At 59.6% G+C, this 17,610-nt stretch carries 16 protein-coding genes; 5 read left to right on the forward strand and 11 right to left on the reverse strand.

Annotation, left to right across the window (positions count from 1 at the left end; translation table 11 throughout):
• Positions 1–228: 228 nt before the first annotated feature.
• Both fadD1 and fadD2 read right to left on the reverse strand, forming a co-directional pair.
• Positions 229–1,920, reverse strand: a complete 1,692-nt coding sequence (fadD1, locus tag HX793_RS02180) for a long-chain-fatty-acid--CoA ligase FadD1 (RefSeq protein ID WP_177096749.1) — start codon at positions 1,918–1,920, stop codon at positions 229–231.
• 393 nt (positions 1,921–2,313) lie between these two features.
• Positions 2,314–4,002 (reverse strand): long-chain-fatty-acid--CoA ligase FadD2, encoded by a 1,689-nt coding sequence (gene fadD2 / locus HX793_RS02185; RefSeq protein WP_177096747.1) that lies wholly within the window; start codon positions 4,000–4,002, stop codon positions 2,314–2,316.
• 219 nt (positions 4,003–4,221) lie between these two features.
• On the opposite strand from fadD2, the gene HX793_RS02190 reads away from it, so the two are divergent.
• Positions 4,222–5,166 carry an alpha/beta hydrolase gene (locus tag HX793_RS02190; RefSeq protein WP_177096745.1) on the forward strand — a complete coding sequence of 315 codons (945 nt, stop codon included), beginning with the start codon at positions 4,222–4,224 and terminating at the stop codon, positions 5,164–5,166.
• 57 nt (positions 5,167–5,223) lie between these two features.
• Positions 5,224–5,694 carry a MaoC family dehydratase gene (locus HX793_RS02195; RefSeq protein WP_010208208.1) on the forward strand — a complete coding sequence of 157 codons (471 nt, stop codon included), beginning with the start codon at positions 5,224–5,226 and terminating at the stop codon, positions 5,692–5,694.
• A 55-nt stretch (positions 5,695–5,749) separates the two neighbouring features.
• On the opposite strand, the gene HX793_RS02200 is transcribed toward HX793_RS02195, so the two are convergent.
• Entirely contained in the window at positions 5,750–6,217 is a 468-nt protein-coding gene (locus HX793_RS02200; protein ID WP_010208206.1) for a ferritin-like domain-containing protein, read from the reverse strand.
• A gap of 205 nt (positions 6,218–6,422) precedes the next feature.
• Here HX793_RS02200 and HX793_RS02205 point away from each other — a divergent pair, with 205 nt between their 5' ends.
• Together HX793_RS02205 and HX793_RS02210 are read left to right on the forward strand one after the other, a co-directional pair.
• The gene (locus HX793_RS02205) at positions 6,423–6,659 is read left to right on the forward strand and encodes a DUF3820 family protein (protein ID WP_010208204.1); all 237 of its coding nucleotides are present in this window, start codon (positions 6,423–6,425) and stop codon (positions 6,657–6,659) included.
• A gap of 11 nt (positions 6,660–6,670) precedes the next feature.
• Positions 6,671–7,846, forward strand: a complete 1,176-nt coding sequence (locus HX793_RS02210) for an aminotransferase class V-fold PLP-dependent enzyme (RefSeq protein ID WP_177096744.1) — start codon at positions 6,671–6,673, stop codon at positions 7,844–7,846.
• Between the two features lie 203 nt (positions 7,847–8,049).
• On the opposite strand, the gene HX793_RS02215 is transcribed toward HX793_RS02210, so the two are convergent.
• Genes HX793_RS02215 through zwf form a run of 3 tightly spaced genes read right to left on the reverse strand, consistent with a single transcriptional unit; the run spans position 8,050 to position 10,899 of the window.
• Entirely contained in the window at positions 8,050–8,715 is a 666-nt protein-coding gene (locus tag HX793_RS02215; RefSeq protein WP_025858441.1) for a bifunctional 4-hydroxy-2-oxoglutarate aldolase/2-dehydro-3-deoxy-phosphogluconate aldolase, read from the reverse strand.
• Between the two features lie 17 nt (positions 8,716–8,732).
• Entirely contained in the window at positions 8,733–9,446 is a 714-nt protein-coding gene (gene pgl, locus HX793_RS02220) for a 6-phosphogluconolactonase (RefSeq protein ID WP_177053477.1), read from the reverse strand.
• Positions 9,433–10,899, reverse strand: coding sequence for a glucose-6-phosphate dehydrogenase (gene zwf, locus HX793_RS02225; protein WP_095017399.1), 1,467 nt, complete (start codon positions 10,897–10,899; stop codon positions 9,433–9,435). Before zwf ends, pgl begins: the two co-directional genes overlap by 14 nt.
• Positions 10,900–11,117: 218 nt before the next feature.
• Here zwf and HX793_RS02230 point away from each other — a divergent pair, with 218 nt between their 5' ends.
• Positions 11,118–11,978, forward strand: coding sequence for a MurR/RpiR family transcriptional regulator (locus HX793_RS02230; protein ID WP_174890969.1), 861 nt, complete (start codon positions 11,118–11,120; stop codon positions 11,976–11,978).
• 157 nt (positions 11,979–12,135) lie between these two features.
• On the opposite strand, the gene HX793_RS02235 is transcribed toward HX793_RS02230, so the two are convergent.
• From HX793_RS02235 to HX793_RS02255, 5 genes are all read right to left on the reverse strand, one after another.
• Complete coding sequence (locus HX793_RS02235; protein WP_177059712.1) at positions 12,136–12,981, reverse strand: D-hexose-6-phosphate mutarotase; 846 nt, start codon at positions 12,979–12,981, stop codon at positions 12,136–12,138.
• A 102-nt stretch (positions 12,982–13,083) separates the two neighbouring features.
• A complete protein-coding gene (locus HX793_RS02240; protein ID WP_016975394.1) occupies positions 13,084–14,430 on the reverse strand; it encodes a carbohydrate porin in 1,347 nt (448 codons plus the stop codon).
• Between the two features lie 200 nt (positions 14,431–14,630).
• Positions 14,631–15,791, reverse strand: a complete 1,161-nt coding sequence (locus tag HX793_RS02245) for an ABC transporter ATP-binding protein (RefSeq protein ID WP_016975396.1) — start codon at positions 15,789–15,791, stop codon at positions 14,631–14,633.
• 2 nt (positions 15,792–15,793) lie between these two features.
• Positions 15,794–16,639 carry a carbohydrate ABC transporter permease gene (locus tag HX793_RS02250; RefSeq protein WP_016975397.1) on the reverse strand — a complete coding sequence of 282 codons (846 nt, stop codon included), beginning with the start codon at positions 16,637–16,639 and terminating at the stop codon, positions 15,794–15,796.
• On the reverse strand, positions 16,632–17,540 hold the full coding sequence (locus tag HX793_RS02255; protein WP_033896325.1) for a carbohydrate ABC transporter permease: 909 nt from the start codon (positions 17,538–17,540) through the stop codon (positions 16,632–16,634). The genes HX793_RS02250 and HX793_RS02255 overlap by 8 nt, the downstream gene beginning before the upstream one ends.
• Positions 17,541–17,610 lie beyond the last annotated feature (70 nt).

Genomic DNA, 17,610 nt, shown 5'->3' on the forward strand with positions numbered 1-17,610 from the left:
GGGGTAAATAAGTTTAGGTGCCGCGCAAGTCCAACAGGACTGGCGGCGGGTCGGTAAATAAGTCATTCAGGCCAACCACGCGTTGCTGCGAGAAAAGACCCAATTGTGTATCTTTTCGCCGCACTAGTGGCTATATGCAACCAATCAGAACAGGCCGTCAATCAAACAGCAGCCAATAAAAAACCCGTACTTCATCGAAGTACGGGTTTGGCTGAAACGGTGGGAAATTTACTTTTTAACGCCCAGCTTCTTCAACTCTTCATCGCGCAACTCACGGCGCAGGATCTTGCCCACGTTGGTGGTCGGCAATGCATCGCGGAATTCCACGGCCTTGGGCACCTTGTAGGCGGTGACGTTGGCGCGCATATGCTCCATCACCTGGTCCTTGGTCAGGGTCGCGCCCGGCTTGACCACGATAAACAGCTTGATGTGTTCCCCGGACTTCTCGTCCGGCACACCGATGGCTGCGCATTGCAGCACGCCCGGCAGGCCCGCCAGCACGTCTTCCAGCTCGTTGGGGTACACGTTGAAGCCCGAGACCAGGATCATGTCCTTCTTGCGGTCGACAATGCGCATGTAGCCGTCGGGCTGGATGATCGCGATGTCACCGGTCTTGAGCCAGCCTTCGCTGTCGAGCATCTCGTCGGTGGCGTCCTGGCGCTGCCAGTAGCCTTTCATCACTTGCGGGCCCTTGACGCACAGCTCGCCGGTTTCACCCAGGGCGAGTTCAGTGCCGTCGTCGGCGATGACTTTGCACACGGTGGACGGCACCGGAATGCCGATGGTGCCGATCTGGATGTGCTGGATCGGGTTCACCGTGGCCACCGGGCTGGTTTCGGTCATGCCGTAGCCTTCGCAGATGCCACAGCCGGTCACGGCCTTCCAGCGCTCGGCGGCGGCCAATTGCAGGGCCATGCCGCCGGACAGGGTGACTTTCAGCGCGGAGAAGTCCAGCTTGCGGAACGCCTCGTTGTTGCACAGCGCCACGAACAGCGTGTTCAGGCCGACAAAGCCACTGAACTTCCACTTCGACAGTTCCTTGACCATCGCCGGCAGGTCGCGCGGGTTGCTGATCAGGATGTTGTGGTTGCCGATCAGCATCATCGCCATGCAATGAAAGGTGAACGCATAGATGTGGTACAGCGGCAGCGGGGTGATCAGGATCTCGCAACCTTCGTTGAGGTTGGAGCCCATCAGCGCCTTGCACTGCAACATGTTGGCGACCAGGTTGCGGTGAGTGAGCATCGCGCCCTTGGCCACGCCGGTGGTGCCGCCGGTGTATTGCAGCACCGCGACATCGCCACTGGCCGGGCTGGCGTCGTTGACCGGTTGGCCGTGCCCCTTGGCCAGCACGTCATTGAATTTGATCGCGTTGGGCAAGTGATAGGCCGGAACCATTTTCTTCACGTACTTGATGACGCTGTTGATCAGCAGGCGCTTGAGCGGCGGCAACAGGTCAGCGACTTCGGTGACGATCACATGCTTGACGGCGGTCTTGGGCACGACCTTTTCCGCCAGGTGCGCCATGTTGGCCAGGCAGACCAGGGCCTTGGCACCGGAGTCGTTGAATTGGTGTTCCATTTCCCGCGCGGTGTACAGCGGGTTGGTGTTGACCACGATCAGCCCGGCACGGATGGCACCGAACACGGCAACCGGGTACTGGAGGACGTTGGGCAGTTGCACGGCGATGCGATCGCCGGGCTTCAAGTCGGTGTGCTGTTGCAGGTACGCGGCGAAGGCGCCGGACAATTCGTACAACTCACCGTAGGTGATGGTCTTGCCCAGGTTGCTGAAAGCCGGTTTGTTGGCGAAGCGCTGGCAGGACTGCTTCAGTACCGCCTGAATATTCGGATACTCGTCTGGATTGATTTGTGCAGCAATCCCGGCGGGGTACTTATCCTTCCAAAAGTCTTCGTTCATGGAAGCCCACTCCTCAGCGACGTCAGCGACGCGAATTCATCATCGCATTTGATGCGATTATTATTGGTGTATGTTTTTTTAGGTGAATCTGGCGCTTTCAAGCAGGCCGAGACGTCACAAAGCGCGCCGAGAGTAGCAGCTTTGCCAAAGGTCGCCTAGAGCCAAAGGTGTGCCCCGTGGTCATAAACGCGACTGTCCTACAATATTCGGTCACACTTTAAACATAGCTTAAATACCTCTATAAAAGGCTCTGGAACAAGCTCTTCAGGCCAACCTGAAACAAATGTGGGAGGGGGCTTGCCCCCGATTGCAGTGCCCCAGTCGATACATCTGGTGACTGACTCTCCGCTATCGGGGGCAAGCCCCCTCCCACATTCTTGACCGCATCTCACATCAAGCGATGTCGCGCAGCTCCCTGCGCAAAATCTTGCCCACCGGCGTCATCGGCAACGACTCCCGCAACACAATATGCTTGGGCACCTTGTACCCGGTGAAGTTGGTCTTGCAGTAGGCCTTCAACTCCTCAAGGCTCACCCCTTCGGCACGTGCCACCACAAACAGCTTCACCGCCTCCCCCGTGCGCTCGTCCGGCACGCCGATCACCGCGCAGTTGGCCACCGCCGGGTGAGCCATCACCACGTCTTCGATCTCGTTGGGGTAGACGTTGAAGCCCGAGACGATGATCAGGTCTTTCTTGCGGTCGACGATGCGCACAAAGCCATCCTCGTCGATCACTGCAATGTCACCGGTCTTGAGCCAGCCTTCGTCGTCCAGCGCCTCGGCGGTGGCGGCCGGCTGCTGCCAATAACCCTTCATCACCTGCGGACCCTTGATGCACAGCTCGCCGCGTTCGCCCAGTGGCAACTCGACGCCCTGGTCATCGATCACTTTCATCGCCGTGGCCGGCACCGGGATGCCCACGGTGCCCAGGCGGGATTTATTGCCGTAGGGGTTGGTGCTGGCCACCGGCGAGGTTTCCGTCAGGCCGTAGCCTTCGCCAATCGCGCAACCGGTGATCTGCTCCCAGCGCTCGGCGGTGGCCTTGATCAATGCGGTGCCGCCGGAGTTGGTGAGCTTGAGATGGGAGAAATCCAGGGACTTGAAATCAGGATGGTCCATCAACGCCACGAACAGCGTGTTGAGCCCCAACAACCCGGTGAAGCGCCACTTTTTCAGCTCCTTGATAAAGCCGCCGATGTCCCGTGGGTTGGTGATCAGCACGTTGTGATTGCCCGAGACCATCATGCACATGCAGTTCGCCGTGAAGGCATAGATGTGGTACAGCGGCAGCGGCGCGATCATCACCTCCTGCCCTTCCTTGATCAACGGATGGCCGTCCTCACCGGTCTGGGACATGCAGGCGCGCACCTGTTGCATGTTTGCCACCAGGTTGCCGTGGGTGAGCATCGCGCCCTTGGCCAGGCCGGTGGTGCCGCCGGTGTATTGCAGCACGGCGATATCGTCCAGGGTCACCGGGTGACGCGTCACGCCCAGGCCCGCGCCCATGCGCAGTGCGCGCTTGAACGACACCGCGCGCGGCAGGCTGTAGGCCGGGACCATCTTTTTGACCTTGTCGACCAGGGTGTTGACCAGCCAGCCTTTGGCGGCGGGCATGAAGTCGCCCATCTTGGCTTCGATCAGGTAGTCGATCTCGGTGTCGCTGCACACCTCCTGCACGCGCGAGCCGAACAGGTTGAGGTAGACCAGCGCACGTACACCGGCGTCCTTGAACTGGTGACGCATCTCGCGCGGGGTGTACAGCGGGTTGGTGTTGACCACGATCAGCCCGGCGCGCAAGGCACCGAACACGGCAATCGGGTAATGCAGCACGTTGGGCATCTGCACCGCAATGCGGTCGCCCGGCTTGAGGTCGGTGTGCTGTTGGAGATAGCCGGCGAACGCCGCACTCTGGCGTTCAAGCTCGGCGTAAGTCAGGGTGATCCCCATGTTGCTGAATGCCGGACGGTCGGCAAAAGCCTTGCAGGAGCGCTCGAAGACCTCGATCACCGATTTGTAGGCAGAGAGGTCGATGTCATTGGGAACGCCCGCCGCGCGTTTGTCATTCCAGAAATCAGGTTGCATTATTCTTGTCCTCTTACCTGAGTGTGTCCGGCCGCTTTCCTGACGCTATAAAAAGCGGAGCTTTGGGGACGTTAGCAGCTATGGCCAAACAGGCAAATACGCTAAATCGTGTCATTGATTGTATGAATCTTGCCGCTGATGCCTAGGATGCATAGACAGATACGCGGCCTATCAACAGATGAGCTATACACTGCAACGACCCCGAGCAAAGGAAGCGCCATGAACCACAGCACCTTCTGGCTGACCGCGAATGACCGCAGCCGCCTGTACGTCAATCAATGGATGCCCGAGGGCCCAGCCAAGGCCGTGGTGATGCTGTCCCACGGCATGGCCGAACACAGCGGGCGCTATGCACGCCTGGCCGAGGCCCTGTGCGGCGCCGGCTACGGCCTGTATGCGCTGGACCAGCGCGGCCATGGCCGTACCGCCGATGAAGGCACCCTGGGCCTGTACGCCGAAACGGATGGATGGAACAAAGTGGTAGGCGACCTGGCCAGCCTCAACCAGCATATCGGCCAGCAGCAGCCGGGGTTGCCGATCATTCTGCTGGGCCACAGCATGGGCAGTTACATCGCCCAGGCCTACCTGCTGCACCACAGCGCCAGCCTGCATGGGGCGATTCTCAGCGGCTCGAACTTCCAACCCGTGGCGCTCTATCGCGCCGCTCGGGTGATTGCACGCATAGAGCGCCTGCGCCAGGGGTTGCGCGGGCGCAGTGCGCTGATCGAATTCCTGTCGTTTGGCTCATTCAACAAAGCGTTAAAACCCAATCGCACCGCGTTCGATTGGCTCAGCCGTGACCCCGATGAGGTGGACAAATACATCAACGACCCACTGTGCGGGTTCCGCTGTACCAACCAGCTCTGGATCGACCTGCTCGGCGGCTTGCAGCAGATCAGCAAAGCGTCCAATCTCGCGCAGATTGATCCGGGCCTGCCGATCCTGGTGATGGGCGGCGAATGTGATCCGGTGAGTGAGGGCAAGCGTCTCAACAGTCTGGCCGACGCCTTGCGCGACGCTGGCTGCCAGCACCTGCAACTGGCTGTCTACCCGCAGGCGCGTCATGAAGTGTTCAACGAAACCAACCGCGACGCTGTCACAGCGGATGTGCTGGCGTGGCTCGACCAGGCGCTGACATTACGCAGGCCGACCCGCTGCGAATAATTTTTCGTTTAAAATCAGTCAATTAAATTACCGATTAGCCACAGGATGCACCTTTAGATGACCCAGGTAACCAACACCCCGTACGAAGCCCTCGAAGTCGGCCAGACCGCCAGCTACAGCAAATTGGTGGAAGAACGCGATATCCAGCTGTTCGCCGCGATGTCCGGTGACCACAACCCGGTGCACCTGGACGCCGAGTACGCCAAGGCGACCATGTTCAAGGAGCGTATCGCCCATGGCATGTTCAGCGGCGCCTTGATCAGCGCGGCCGTTGCCTGCGAGTTGCCTGGACCGGGCACCATCTACATCGGCCAGCAGATGAGCTTCCAGAAGCCGGTGAAGATTGGCGACACCCTGACCGTGCGCCTGGAAATCCTCGAAAAGCTGCCGAAATTCCGCGTGCGCATCGCCACCCGTGTGTTCAACCAGCGTGATGAGTTGGTCGTGGACGGTGAGGCGGAGATCCTTGCACCGCGTAAGCAGCAAGTCGTGACCTTGACCGAATTGCCGCCGATCAGCATTGGCTGATCCTGGCGCATAAAAAAGCCCCGCATCGGCGGGGCTTTTTCTATTCAGCGACGACTCAAGACTGAGCACGAGCCTGGTTACGCAGGGCTTTCACCTGGTCGTGGTTGCGTTGTACGCCGTGGTACTGACGCTCAACCAGGTCACGAATGCCCAGCAGGTTGTGCTTGTTGATCTTCTCGATCGCTTCTTTATAAGCCTTCAGGGCATGGTCTTCACCACGCTCGGCTTCGTTCAGCACTGCCTCTTCATCCTTGCCGGTGAGCATCGACTTGACGTCGACCCAACCACGGTGCAGAGCACCAGCAACGCTACCGGAATCTTCAGGATCACCGCCCAAGGCACGTACGGCGGTTTTCAGTTCAGCAGCGGCGGTGGCGCAGTCAGCGGAACGCTTGGCAAACAGGGCTTTGAGTTCTGGGTGCTTGATGTCTTCAGCGCACTCCTTGAAACCCTTTTGGCCGTCGATGCTGGTCTCGATCAGGTCGTTCAGTACGGAGATCGATTCTTTATTGATGTCAGTCATTTTTCAATTCCTTGTACGGGTTAGAAGGTTGTCTTAGTGGTTGCAGCGCCCGTGCCAGGTTTTCAAAAATGTAATTAATCTTATATTTCAATAACTTACGATAAATTGAACCATCTGTATGTACGTTATTTGCATGATCTGTCATTTGGCCTTCATGCAGAATGCCTGTATTTTCCAAGCTCTCGATACAAACACCTGAGCCTTCATGAATCCCGAAAAACTCGAACTGCTGATCACCCGCGAAATGCCCTTCGGCAAATACAAGGGACGGATCATCGCCGACCTGCCCGGCCCCTACCTGAACTGGTTTGCCCGCGAAGGTTTCCCCCACGGCGAGTTGGGCGGTCTGCTGGCCCTGATGCAGGAAATCGACAGCAACGGCCTGTCTGAATTGCTCGAACCGCTGCGCGCCAAACACGGCAAACCCGCCCCCCGCCATTAAAGAGTCATGCCATGCCAAGGAATGCAGACAACGAAAACCACTGGCACGCCATCGCCCAGCGCTATGCGCTGGAGCCCGGCCCGATCAACCTGGAAAACGGTTACTTCGGCCGCATGAGCCAAGCGGTACAGGCGCAGTACCTGGAGCACGTGGCGTTTATCAACCGCAGCAACTCGCTGCATATACGCCAACAATTCGAACGCGGTGACAACGACGCGATCCGCCGCCAACTGGCCGGGCTGATCGATGCCGACCCCGCCGCCGTGGCCTTCACCCGCAATGCCACCGAAGCCCTGCAATCGCTGATCCGCAACTACAACCGCCTGCAACCGGGCGATCAGGTGCTGATCAGCGACCTGGAGTACGACACGGTGAAAGGCGCCATGCGCTGGTTGGCGGGCTATCGCGGCGTGGAAGTCATCGAACTGCCCCACGTGCACCCGGCAAGTTTCGACAGCCTGGTGCGGACCTATCGCGATGCATTCGTGCAGTACCCACGCTTAAAGCTGATGGCACTGACCCACGTGACCCACCGCACCGGGCTGGTCATGCCCGTGGCCGCGATTGCCCAGGCGGCGCGCGAGCAGGGTATCGATGTGATTCTCGATGGCGCCCATGCTTTGGGCCAGATCGAATTCAACCTGGCCGAATTGGGGATCCAGTTTGCCGGTTTCAACCTGCACAAATGGATTGGCGCCCCGCTGACGTTGGGCTTTCTGTACATCGCCCCGGAACGTCTGGCAGACATTGATCCGGACATGGGCGAGTTCCACTACCCCGCCACCGACGTTCGTGCACGTACGCCCTACAGCACGCCGAATTTCCCGGCGCTGATGACCTTGCCGCTGGTGCTTGAAGAACATCGGCAACTGGGCGGCGCGGCGGCCAAGGGCGCGCGCGTGAATTACTTGCGGGACTTGTGGGTCAGCCAAGTGCGGGCACTGCCGGGGATCGAGGTGCTGACGCCGGATGATCCACGCTTGTACTGTGGGATCACGGCGTTCAAGTTCATTGGGCGGGATCAGCAGGTGATGGCGGAGCGTTTGCTCAAGGACTACAACCTGTTCACCACGACGCGTGTGGGTGCGTCGTTTGGTACCTGTATCCGGGTGACGCCGGGGTTGGTGACGTCAGCAGCGGACATCAACGTACTGGTCCACGCCATCACCGAAATGAGCACCGATTAGAACTGTGGGAGCTGGCTTGCCTGCGATGGCGGTGGGCCAGTCACCCTTGCATTAGCCGAAAGACCGCTATCGCAGGCAAGCCAGCTCCCACATTTGAACATCAGTGTTCTTGAGTTTTTCAACAGACAAAAAAAAGCGGTACACCGACCAAGTGCACCGCAAAAATGCCGTTAAGCACAGCAACAACGATTCGGTAAATCAGATCAATCCAGCAGCGCCAGCGCCTCGGCGGTGACTTCCTGGATGCGGGCCCAGTCGCCGTTCTTGACCCACTCAGGGTCGAGCATCCAGCTACCGCCCACACACATCACGTTTTTCAACGCCATGTAGTTTTTGATGTTGGCCGGGCCGACGCCGCCGGTCGGGCAGAACTTCACTTCGCCGAACGGGCCACCCAGGGCCTTGATCGCGGCCACGCCGCCGCTGACTTCGGCCGGGAACAGTTTGAAGCGGCGATAGCCCAGGCCATAACCTTCCATGATGCCCGAGGCATTGCTGATGCCCGGTAGCAGCGGGATCGGGCTGTGTACCGAGGCTTCCAGCAGGTCGCGGGTGATGCCCGGGGTGACGATGAACTGCGAACCAGCCACTTCGGCGGCTTCGAGCATGTGACGATCGAGTACGGTGCCGGCACCGGTGCACAGTTCAGGGCGTTGCTCGCGCAGCACCTGAATGGCCTTGAGGCCGAACTCGGAACGCAGGGTCACTTCCAATGCGGTCAAACCGCCGGCTGCCAGGGCATCGGCCAGCGGCAGGATGTCCTGTTCGCGGGCGATGGTGATCACCGGCAGGATCCGCGCCTTGGCGCAGAGGCTGTCGATCAAGGCAACTTTATCCGCCATGGACACGGTCGGTTGAGGGCTTTTCATAGCGGCTGATCCTTGGCTCATGGGCACCAGTAAATCTCTAATGTAGGTTGCAGAAACGCGCGAATCGGCATGGCAGCAACGTCGTCACTGGCCAGCGCGGCGCTCAAGGTGGTCAATTTCGAACTGCCGGAAATCGACAGCACGGTGTAGTTCGCCGTGGCCAGCAACGCGCGACTCATGGTCAGGCGTTGGTGCGGTACGGTCGGCGCCAGCATCGGCCAGCAACGGCGGGTACCGTCGGCCTTCAGCGCTTCGGCGAGGTTCGGGCTGTTGGGGAACAGCGACGCGGTGTGGCCGTCATCGCCCATGCCCAGCACCAGCACATCAATGGCTGGCAATTCGGCCAGCAGGCGATCGGCCTGCTCGGCAGCGTCTTCGAGGTTGGCGGCAGCGCTGTATAGGCTCAGGAACTTGGCCTTGGCCGCCGGGCCTTGCAGCAGGTGCTGCTTCAACAGGCCCGCATTGCTGTCGGCGTGTTCCACCGGCACCCAACGCTCGTCGGCCAGGGTGATGGTGACCTTGGACCAATCCAGCGCCTGTTTGGCCAGGTGTTGGAAAAACGCCACCGGGCTGCGGCCACCGGACACCACCAGGGTCGCCTCGCCACGGGCACTGATGGCCGTGCGCAGTTGCTCGGCCACGTCAGTCGCCAGGCCTTCCGCCAACAGCACCGGGGTGCGGTACTCGTGGGGGGTTACGCCCTGGGGCAGTTTCAAATCAGATATCGCCATACCACGACCTCCCATCCCGCGTGATCAGTGCAATGGAGCTCATCGGCCCCCAGGACCCCGCCGCGTACGGCTTGGGCGCATCACCGGATTTCTTCCACCCGGCGATCAGCTGGTCACACCACTTCCACGCGGCTTCGATTTCATCTTTGCGAACAAACAGGTTCTGATTGCCGCGCATCACTTCCAGCAACAACCGCTCGTAGGCATCCGGGATCCGGGCGCTGCGGTAGGTGTCGGAAAAATTCAGTTGCAGTGGGCCGCTGCGCAGTTGCATGCCCTTGTCCAGGCCCTGCTCCTTGGTCATCACGCGCAAGGAAATACCTTCGTCCGGTTGCAGGCGGATGATCAGTTTGTTGCTGATCTGCAGGCGCTGCTCAGGGGCAAAGATGTAGTGGGACGGCTCCTTGAAGTGGATGACGATCTGCGACAGCTTTTGCGGCATGCGCTTGCCGGTACGCAGATAGAACGGCACTCCGGCCCAACGCCAGTTACGGATATCGGCACGCAGGGCGACGAAGGTCTCGGTGTCGCTCTGGGTGTTGGAGTTCTCTTCTTCCAGGTACCCCGGCACCGGCTTGCCGGCACTGTAGCCAGCGATGTACTGGCCGCGCACCACTTGGGTGGTCAGGCCGTCCGGGCTGATCGGCGCCAGGGCCTTGAGCACCTTGACCTTCTCGTCGCGGATGCTGTCGGCGGACAAGTCGGCCGGTGGGTCCATGGCGATCAGGCACAGCAGCTGCAGCAAGTGGTTCTGGATCATGTCGCGCAGTTGGCCAGCCTTGTCGAAGTAGCCCCAACGGCCTTCGATACCGACCTGCTCGGCCACGGTGATTTCCACGTGGGAGATGTAATTCTGGTTCCACTGGGTTTCGAACAGGCTGTTGGCGAAACGCAGGGCGATCAGGTTCTGAACCGTCTCTTTGCCCAGGTAGTGGTCGATGCGGTAGGTGCGGTTTTCCGGGAAAAACTGCGCCACGGCGTCGTTGACCTTGCGCGAGGACTCCAGGTCCGAACCGATGGGTTTTTCCAGCACCACGCGGGTGTTTTCCGCCAGGCCAACCTTGGACAGGTTCTCGCAGATCGCGCCATACACCGCCGCCGGGGTGGCGAAGTAGGCGATCAGGCGTTGCTCGGTGCCGGCGATGTCCGCCAGGGCCACGTAGTCATCCGCTTTCAGGAAATCGACGTGCACATAGGTCAGGCGTGCCAGGAAACGCTGGGCAATGGCTTCATCCAGCTCCTTGCCGACGAATTCGCGCAGTGCTTGCTCGATGTGCGCCAGATGCTGTTGCTCGGAACCGGCTTCACGGGCCAAGGCCAGGATGCGCGTGTCGTCGTGCAGCAGCCCGGCGCCATCGAGTTGATAGAGGGCAGGAAATAACTTGCGCAGCGCCAGATCACCCAAGGCGCCAAACAGGGCAAAGGTGCAGGGTTCTACGGTTATCGAAGGCATGATGTTTGTTCTTTTATCAAGTTAAGCTACAAATACCTTTTTTCAAGGCATCACTCAAGGAAAAATGTAGTAATAACCACAACATTTTCCCGAAATACGCATTCCGAGTGGTGGTGTTCAGCTACCCTCAGTAGGATAGGCCACCGCAAAAGGCCACTCGTCGATTGGTTGCCACCCTAATTTGCATCGTCGCCCGAAGGAAAGACTGAATGGACCGCGTGCGAAATCTTCTGGAACAGATCCAGAACCGCCTCGAAGAATTGAACAAGGCCGAGCGCAAAGTCGCCGAAGTCATCCTGCTCAACCCACAGCAGGCCACCCGCTTCTCGATCGCCGCCCTCGCCCAGGCCGCTTCGGTCAGTGAACCGACGGTCAACCGTTTCTGCCGTTCGTTCGGCGTGAGCGGCTACCCTGAACTGAAATTGCAGTTGGCGCAAAGCCTGGCCAGTGGCGCGGCGTATGTCAGCCGCGCAGTCGAGGCCGATGATAACCCTGAGGCCTACACCCAGAAGATCTTTGGCAGCGCCATTGCATCGCTGGACAGTGCTTGCCAGGCACTGGACCCGAACCTGATCAGTAAAGCCGTGGACCTGTTGATCCAGGCGCGGCAGATCCACTTCTTCGGCCTGGGCGCCTCGGCCCCGGTGGCGATGGATGCGCTGCACAAGTTCTTCCGCTTCAACCTGGCGGTGACCGCCCACGCCGACGTGCTGATGCAGCGCATGATCGCGTCGGTGGCCCATACGGGCGAGTTGTTCGTGATCATTTCCTACACCGGGCGTACCCGTGAGCTGGTGGAAGTGGCGCGTATTGCACGTGGGAATGGCGCGTCCGTACTGGGCGTGACCGCCGAAAACTCGCCGCTGGCCAAGGCCAGCACGGTGAGCCTGAACATCCCGTTGCCGGAAGACACCGACATCTACATGCCGATGACCTCGCGGATCATCCAACTGACGGTGCTGGATGTATTGGCGACCGGCATGACCTTGCGTCGTGGAGTGGATTTCCAGCCGCATCTGCGCAAGATCAAAGAGAGTTTGAATGACAGCCGGTATCCGGTGGGGGATGAGTTCAACTAATAAGTCTCCCCCTGTGGCGAGGGAGCTTGCTCCCGCTGGGGCGCGAAGCGGCCCTAAATCAGGCAACCGAGTCCTTACTGAAAGAATGCGGTGACCTTATTGGGGCTGCTTCGCAGCCCAGCGGGAGCAAGCTCCCTCGCCACAGAGACCAGCACCGCTAAACCCCAGCCCGCGCCTGCAGGCTGAGATGCGCCCTCTCTCCCGGCGCCAGACTGGCCCCGGCCATCGCCGACTCCACGCACACAAACCCCGATGCCTCATTGAAGCTCACGCCCAGCAACGGCCGACTGCCCGGATGCCATACCACCGTGTCGGCGCTGTCGCCGGTGTCGATGCACAGCTCACGCTGCCAGGCGTGGTCCTTAAGCTGTAATTCGCCCTCGTGCTGGAACACCCGCTGGCACCCGCCGTCTACCCGCAGCTCGCCTTCCTGCTGGCAAACCTGGCGATTGAGCTGGTCGTAACCCTGCGCGCCTTCAAGCCCAGACAGCGCTACCTCATCAACGTGACCAATACGCCAATAAGCATGCAAAGCGTGGCTCAATTGGCACGGCAGCTCGTCCTGATGCTCGGTGCTCAGGCGCAGTTCCAGGGTTTCGCCCAGATGCGCGTGCAGGTCGACTTGCCAGTCGCACAACTGCAATTGCCAGTGCAGGCGTACGCCGTCGTCGTCGGTACTGCTGTCGAGCAGTTTCCAGTCGATCAGCCGTGCCCAGCCATGGGAAGGCCAGGCATTTTCGCTGGGGTGACGGCCATACCACGGCCAGCACACCGGTATGCCGCCCCGGATGGCGCCGACTTGCGGCCACTTGGCTGCACACCACAGCCAAGGTTTCTGACCCGTGGGCTGAAAGTGCAGCAATTGCGCGCCCTGGCGGCTGAACACCGCCTGGCACAGCGGATGGTCGATCACCAACACGTCACGCATCTGGAAGCGTTCCCAGGCGAACACCGGACGCTCGCGCAGGGATTTGAAAAAGCGTTGCAGCGGTTGCTCATGCATGTGCCACAGTCCTGAATGTCTTCACGGTGCTGCCCAAAAAAAGCGGGTAGCCATGGCTACCCGCAAAATGCGCACAGAGAGAAGGAGCTTATCGCAACAGCGTTAGAACGTAGACTGAATTTTCAGGCCGGCTACCAACGCGTTGTCGACTTTATCTACGCCGCCAGGTTGCACAACGTATTGCAGGTTTGGACGCACGGTCAGCCAGTTGGTGACGTGGAAACCGTAGTTGAGTTCGACGTTGTACTCAGTCTCACGGATCGGCGTGTACAGCGGGTTATCGTAGTCACTCACACCATTGGCGGCGTTGAGCAACTCAGAGTTCTTCTTCACGTCATCGTTGACGTGCAGGCGAGCGACACCGATACCAACGTCATCTTTTGGACGCGCGTCGAATGGTCCTTTGTACACCAGCATGATCGACTGATAGTTGTCGACCAGGTTGGTTTCCTTGTCGTGGAAGGTGGCGTTGGCCGCGATGTTCAGACCGCGCGAGGCATCGCCGTTATGCGTGGTGAGTTGCTGTTGGGCAACGAACCAGTAGCCTTTCTTGCTGCTGCGGGTACGGTAAGCCGCGCCAGTGGTCGCTGCATCGTTGCCGTTGATGTCTTCACGAACGTCCGAAGCATCGGCGGCACTTTTGTAGTAACCCACACGGTATTCGCCCGGCAGGTTGTTGACCTTCGGCGACCAGACCAATTCCACCGGAATTACGGTGCCCTTGGTGCCGCTGCCGCTGAGTTTGAAGCCGTTGCCGTGCTCCAGCTGCGACGGGTTCTGGTTGTATGCACCGATCTGCGCATACAGCTCAGGCGTGATGTTGTACTTCACGCGGATTGCAGCCTGGCTGACCGGCCAGTTGTACCAGGTGTTTACGTAGTTACCCACTTGCGAGCCGCAGAACGACAGGTTCTGGAAGTCGCACGGGAAGGTATTGAAGTCTTCGCCTTCACCGAAGTAACCGAGTTTCACGTCCAGCTTGTTGTCGAACATCTGGTGCTGGATCCAGAACTGGGTCAGACGCACCATATGGCCACGCCCGTAGACTTCTTGAGACGAACTCAAGGTGCCGGCACGCGGGTCGCCAATACGGTCATTGGAGATATTCTGGCCATTACGGTTGGTCAACTGGATCTTGGCTTGGGTGTTATCCCAACCCCACAACTTTTGCAGGTCCAGTGCTACGCCCAGACCGAATTGATCGGAGTAACGACCGGTCTTGTCGTTGTTGTAACCACCTTTGGCGTTGTAGCCCATCTCCCCAACGTAGTCAGCCTTGATGTCGATACCTTGCTCGATCAGCTTGGTACGCTCACCACCCCAATCGCCGGTCATCCATTTCGAATCAGCACTGAATGCATCGGCCGCCATCGCATTGGCGGACAATACCAGGGCTGCTGCAGCTGACATTTGGCAGATCAGCCGAGTGTTGTTGTGTTGCTTTTTCATCCCTACATCCTCGTCTTTATTGTTATTAAACTGTTTTTATCTAACGCGGTTTACTTTTTTTATCTAAAACAACAACTTAAATCCAAATTACTACCCTGTAGGAGCGAGCTTGCTCGCGAAGAACTCAAGGCCACCGCTTTCGTCCAGAAAGCGCGCGTCATCGTTAACGACCTTCGCGAGCAAGCTCGCTCCTACCTGCTTCATCGGCCTTTGAATTGGGCCACATTGTCGGCATGCCCCTGTGCGGGCAATGAAGAAGCAGTGCCCAGTCGTTCGCCGGTGTTGGCGTCGAACAGCAATACCTTGGAAGGATCGAATTGCAGGGTCAGGGTCTCGCCCACCTGCGGTGCCACGTCAGGCGCGAGGCGGCAGCAGACCTTGGTGTCATTGAGTTGCACGAACACCAGGGTGTCCGGGCCGGTCGGCTCGGTGACCTGCACTTCGGCACGGATGCTCGACGCACTGTCGCCCTCGCCCGACGCCAACATGATCTGCTCCGGGCGCAGGCCCAGGATCACGTCACGGTCTTCAAGGCCGGCATCAGTGGTGTTCAGCGCCAGTTCGCAACGGGCCTGGCCGCTGTCGAGCAGGGCCACCAGGCGACCGTCCTTGCGTTGCAGGCGCAGCGGCACGAAGTTCATCGGCGGCGAACCGATAAAGCTCGCCACGAACTGGTTGGCCGGGTTGTTGTAGATTTCTTTCGGCGTACCGAATTGCTGGATGATGCCGTCCTTCATCACCGCAACCTTGTCGCCCAGAGTCATTGCTTCGATCTGGTCATGGGTCACGTAGACCGTGGTGGTCTTGAGGCGCTGGTGCATCAGTTTCATTTCGGTGCGCATCTCGACGCGCAGCTTGGCGTCGAGGTTGGACAGCGGTTCGTCGAACAGGTAGATCTTCGGCCGACGCGCAAGGGCACGGCCCATGGCCACGCGCTGTTGCTGGCCGCCGGAGAGTTGGCCCGGCTTGCGGTTGAGCAGGTGTTCGATCTGCAGCAGCTTGGCCACGCGCGCCACTTCGGCGTCGATATCGGCCTGGGGCATCTTGCGGATCTTGAGGCCGAACTCGATGTTCTCGCGCACGCTCATGGTCGGGTACAGCGCGTAGGACTGGAACACCATGGCGATGTCACGGTCCTTGGGGCTCATGCCGCTGACGTCCTGGTCGCCGATCATGATCGCGCCACCGGTGATGGTCTCAAGGCCGGCGATGCAGTTCATCAGCGTGGACTTGCCGCACCCCGAAGGGCCGACCAGGATCAGGAATTCGCCTTCCTTGATCGACAGTTCGATGTTCTTCAAGGTGTCGGGCAGGCCGGCGCCATAGGTCTTGTTTACATTGCGAAGTTCAAGCGTAGCCATGATTACCCCTTGACCGCGCCGGCCGTGAGGCCGCGCACGAAATACTTGCCTGCGATCACATAGACCAGCAGGGTCGGCAGCCCGGCGATCATCGCCGCCGCCATATCCACGTTATATTCCTTGGCCCCGGTGCTGGTGTTGACCAGGTTGTTCAGCGCCACGGTGATGGGCTGGGAGTCACCACTGGAGAACACCACGCCGAACAGGAAGTCGTTCCAGATCTGGGTGAACTGCCAGATCAGGCAGACCATGATGATCGGGGTCGACATCGGCAGAATGATCTGACGGAAGATGGTGAAGAAACCTGCACCGTCCAAACGCGCGGCCTTGATCAGCGCATCCGGAATGCTCACGTAGTAGTTACGGAAGAACAGCGTGGTAAACGCCAGGCCGTAGACCACGTGCACGAACACCAGGCCGGTGGTGGTGCTGGCCAGGCCCATCTTGCCGAGGGTGAACGACGCCGGCAGCAGCACGGTCTGGAACGGCAGGAAGCAGCCGAACAACAGCAGGCCGAAGAACAGCTGCGAGCCTTTGAAGCGCCAGAACGACAGCACATAACCGTTCAATGCACCGATGGCGGTGGAGATCAGTACGGCCGGAACGGTGATCTTGATCGAGTTCCAGAAGTAACCGTCCACAGTGGCCCAGGCCTTGACCCAGCCAATGCCGGTAACCACGGTCGGCCAGCTCAGCAGGTTGCCGGAGCTGATATCTTCCGGGGTCTTGAAGCTGGTGAGCAGCATCACCACCAGCGGCACCAGGTACAGCAGCACGGCAAGAATCAGCACCGCGTAGATCGCGATGCGACTCAGGCTGATAGGTGATTTTGAGGCGAGACTAGTCATTACGTTTGGTCCTCAGCTCGGAGTAGAGGTAAGGCACGATGATCGCGAGGATCGCACCGAGCATCAGGATGGCACTGGCCGAACCCATGCCCATCTGGCCACGGCTGAAGGTGAACGAGTACATGAACATCGCCGGCAGGTCGGACGAGTAGCCCGGGCCGCCAGCCGTCATCGCTGCTACCAGGTCGAAGCTCTTGATCGCAATGTGCGCCAGGATCATCACCGCACTGAAGAACACCGGACGCAGGCTTGGCAGCACCACGCTCCAGTAGATGCGCGGCAGGCTCGCGCCGTCGATCTGTGCAGCGCGCACGATGGACTGATCCACACCGCGCAGGCCTGCAAGGAACATCGCCATGATGAAGCCGGAGGCTTGCCAGACAGCAGCGATCACCAGGCAGTAGACCACGCGATCCGGGTCGATCAGCCAGTCGAGACGGAAGCCTTCCCAGCCCCAGTCACGCAGGAGTTTGTCCAGGCCCATGCCTGGGTTGAGCAGCCATTTCCAGGCGGTACCGGTGACGATCATCGAGAGCGCCATCGGGTACAGGTAAATGGTGCGGATAAAGCCTTCACGACGGATTTTCTGGTCGAGGAAGATCGCCAGGGTCACGCCGATAACCAGCGTGATACCGATGAACATCCCGCCAAACACCGCCAGGTTCTTGCTCGCTACCCACCAGCGGTCGTTGTCGAACAACCGCGCGTATTGCGCAAGGCCCGCCCATTTGTAGGTGGGCAGGAACGTGGAATTGGTGAACGACAGCACAAACGTCCACAGGATGTAGCCGTAGAAGCCAACCAGCACGATGAACATGCTGGGCGCCAGCACCAGCTTGGGTAGCCAGCGCTGCAGTGCATCGAACGGCGAGGCTTTGCTGAACACAGCAACAGAACTCATGGGGAAATCCAGTACAGGGAAAAAGGACTAGCAGATGAACCGTCCCCTGTAGGAGCGAGCTTGCTCGCGA

It is taken from the genome of Pseudomonas reactans, from assembly GCF_013387025.1.
Taxonomy (GTDB): domain Bacteria; phylum Pseudomonadota; class Gammaproteobacteria; order Pseudomonadales; family Pseudomonadaceae; genus Aquipseudomonas; species Aquipseudomonas reactans.

What these genes read in the sequence shown, in the direction of transcription:
- fadD1 (WP_177096749.1), bottom strand. Translation starts at nt 1,920, where the DNA reads ATGAACGAAGACTTTTGGAAGGATAAGTACCCCGCCGGGATTGCTGCA.
- fadD2 (WP_177096747.1), bottom strand. Translation starts at nt 4,002, where the DNA reads ATGCAACCTGATTTCTGGAATGACAAACGCGCGGCGGGCGTTCCCAAT.
- HX793_RS02190 (WP_177096745.1), top strand. Translation starts at nt 4,222, where the DNA reads ATGAACCACAGCACCTTCTGGCTGACCGCGAATGACCGCAGCCGCCTG.
- HX793_RS02195 (WP_010208208.1), top strand. Translation starts at nt 5,224, where the DNA reads ATGACCCAGGTAACCAACACCCCGTACGAAGCCCTCGAAGTCGGCCAG.
- HX793_RS02200 (WP_010208206.1), bottom strand. Translation starts at nt 6,217, where the DNA reads ATGACTGACATCAATAAAGAATCGATCTCCGTACTGAACGACCTGATC.
- HX793_RS02205 (WP_010208204.1), top strand. Translation starts at nt 6,423, where the DNA reads ATGAATCCCGAAAAACTCGAACTGCTGATCACCCGCGAAATGCCCTTC.
- HX793_RS02210 (WP_177096744.1), top strand. Translation starts at nt 6,671, where the DNA reads ATGCCAAGGAATGCAGACAACGAAAACCACTGGCACGCCATCGCCCAG.
- HX793_RS02215 (WP_025858441.1), bottom strand. Translation starts at nt 8,715, where the DNA reads ATGAAAAGCCCTCAACCGACCGTGTCCATGGCGGATAAAGTTGCCTTG.
- pgl (WP_177053477.1), bottom strand. Translation starts at nt 9,446, where the DNA reads ATGGCGATATCTGATTTGAAACTGCCCCAGGGCGTAACCCCCCACGAG.
- zwf (WP_095017399.1), bottom strand. Translation starts at nt 10,899, where the DNA reads ATGCCTTCGATAACCGTAGAACCCTGCACCTTTGCCCTGTTTGGCGCC.
- HX793_RS02235 (WP_177059712.1), bottom strand. Translation starts at nt 12,981, where the DNA reads ATGCATGAGCAACCGCTGCAACGCTTTTTCAAATCCCTGCGCGAGCGT.
- HX793_RS02240 (WP_016975394.1), bottom strand. Translation starts at nt 14,430, where the DNA reads ATGAAAAAGCAACACAACAACACTCGGCTGATCTGCCAAATGTCAGCT.
- HX793_RS02245 (WP_016975396.1), bottom strand. Translation starts at nt 15,791, where the DNA reads ATGGCTACGCTTGAACTTCGCAATGTAAACAAGACCTATGGCGCCGGC.
- HX793_RS02250 (WP_016975397.1), bottom strand. Translation starts at nt 16,639, where the DNA reads ATGACTAGTCTCGCCTCAAAATCACCTATCAGCCTGAGTCGCATCGCG.
- HX793_RS02255 (WP_033896325.1), bottom strand. Translation starts at nt 17,540, where the DNA reads ATGAGTTCTGTTGCTGTGTTCAGCAAAGCCTCGCCGTTCGATGCACTG.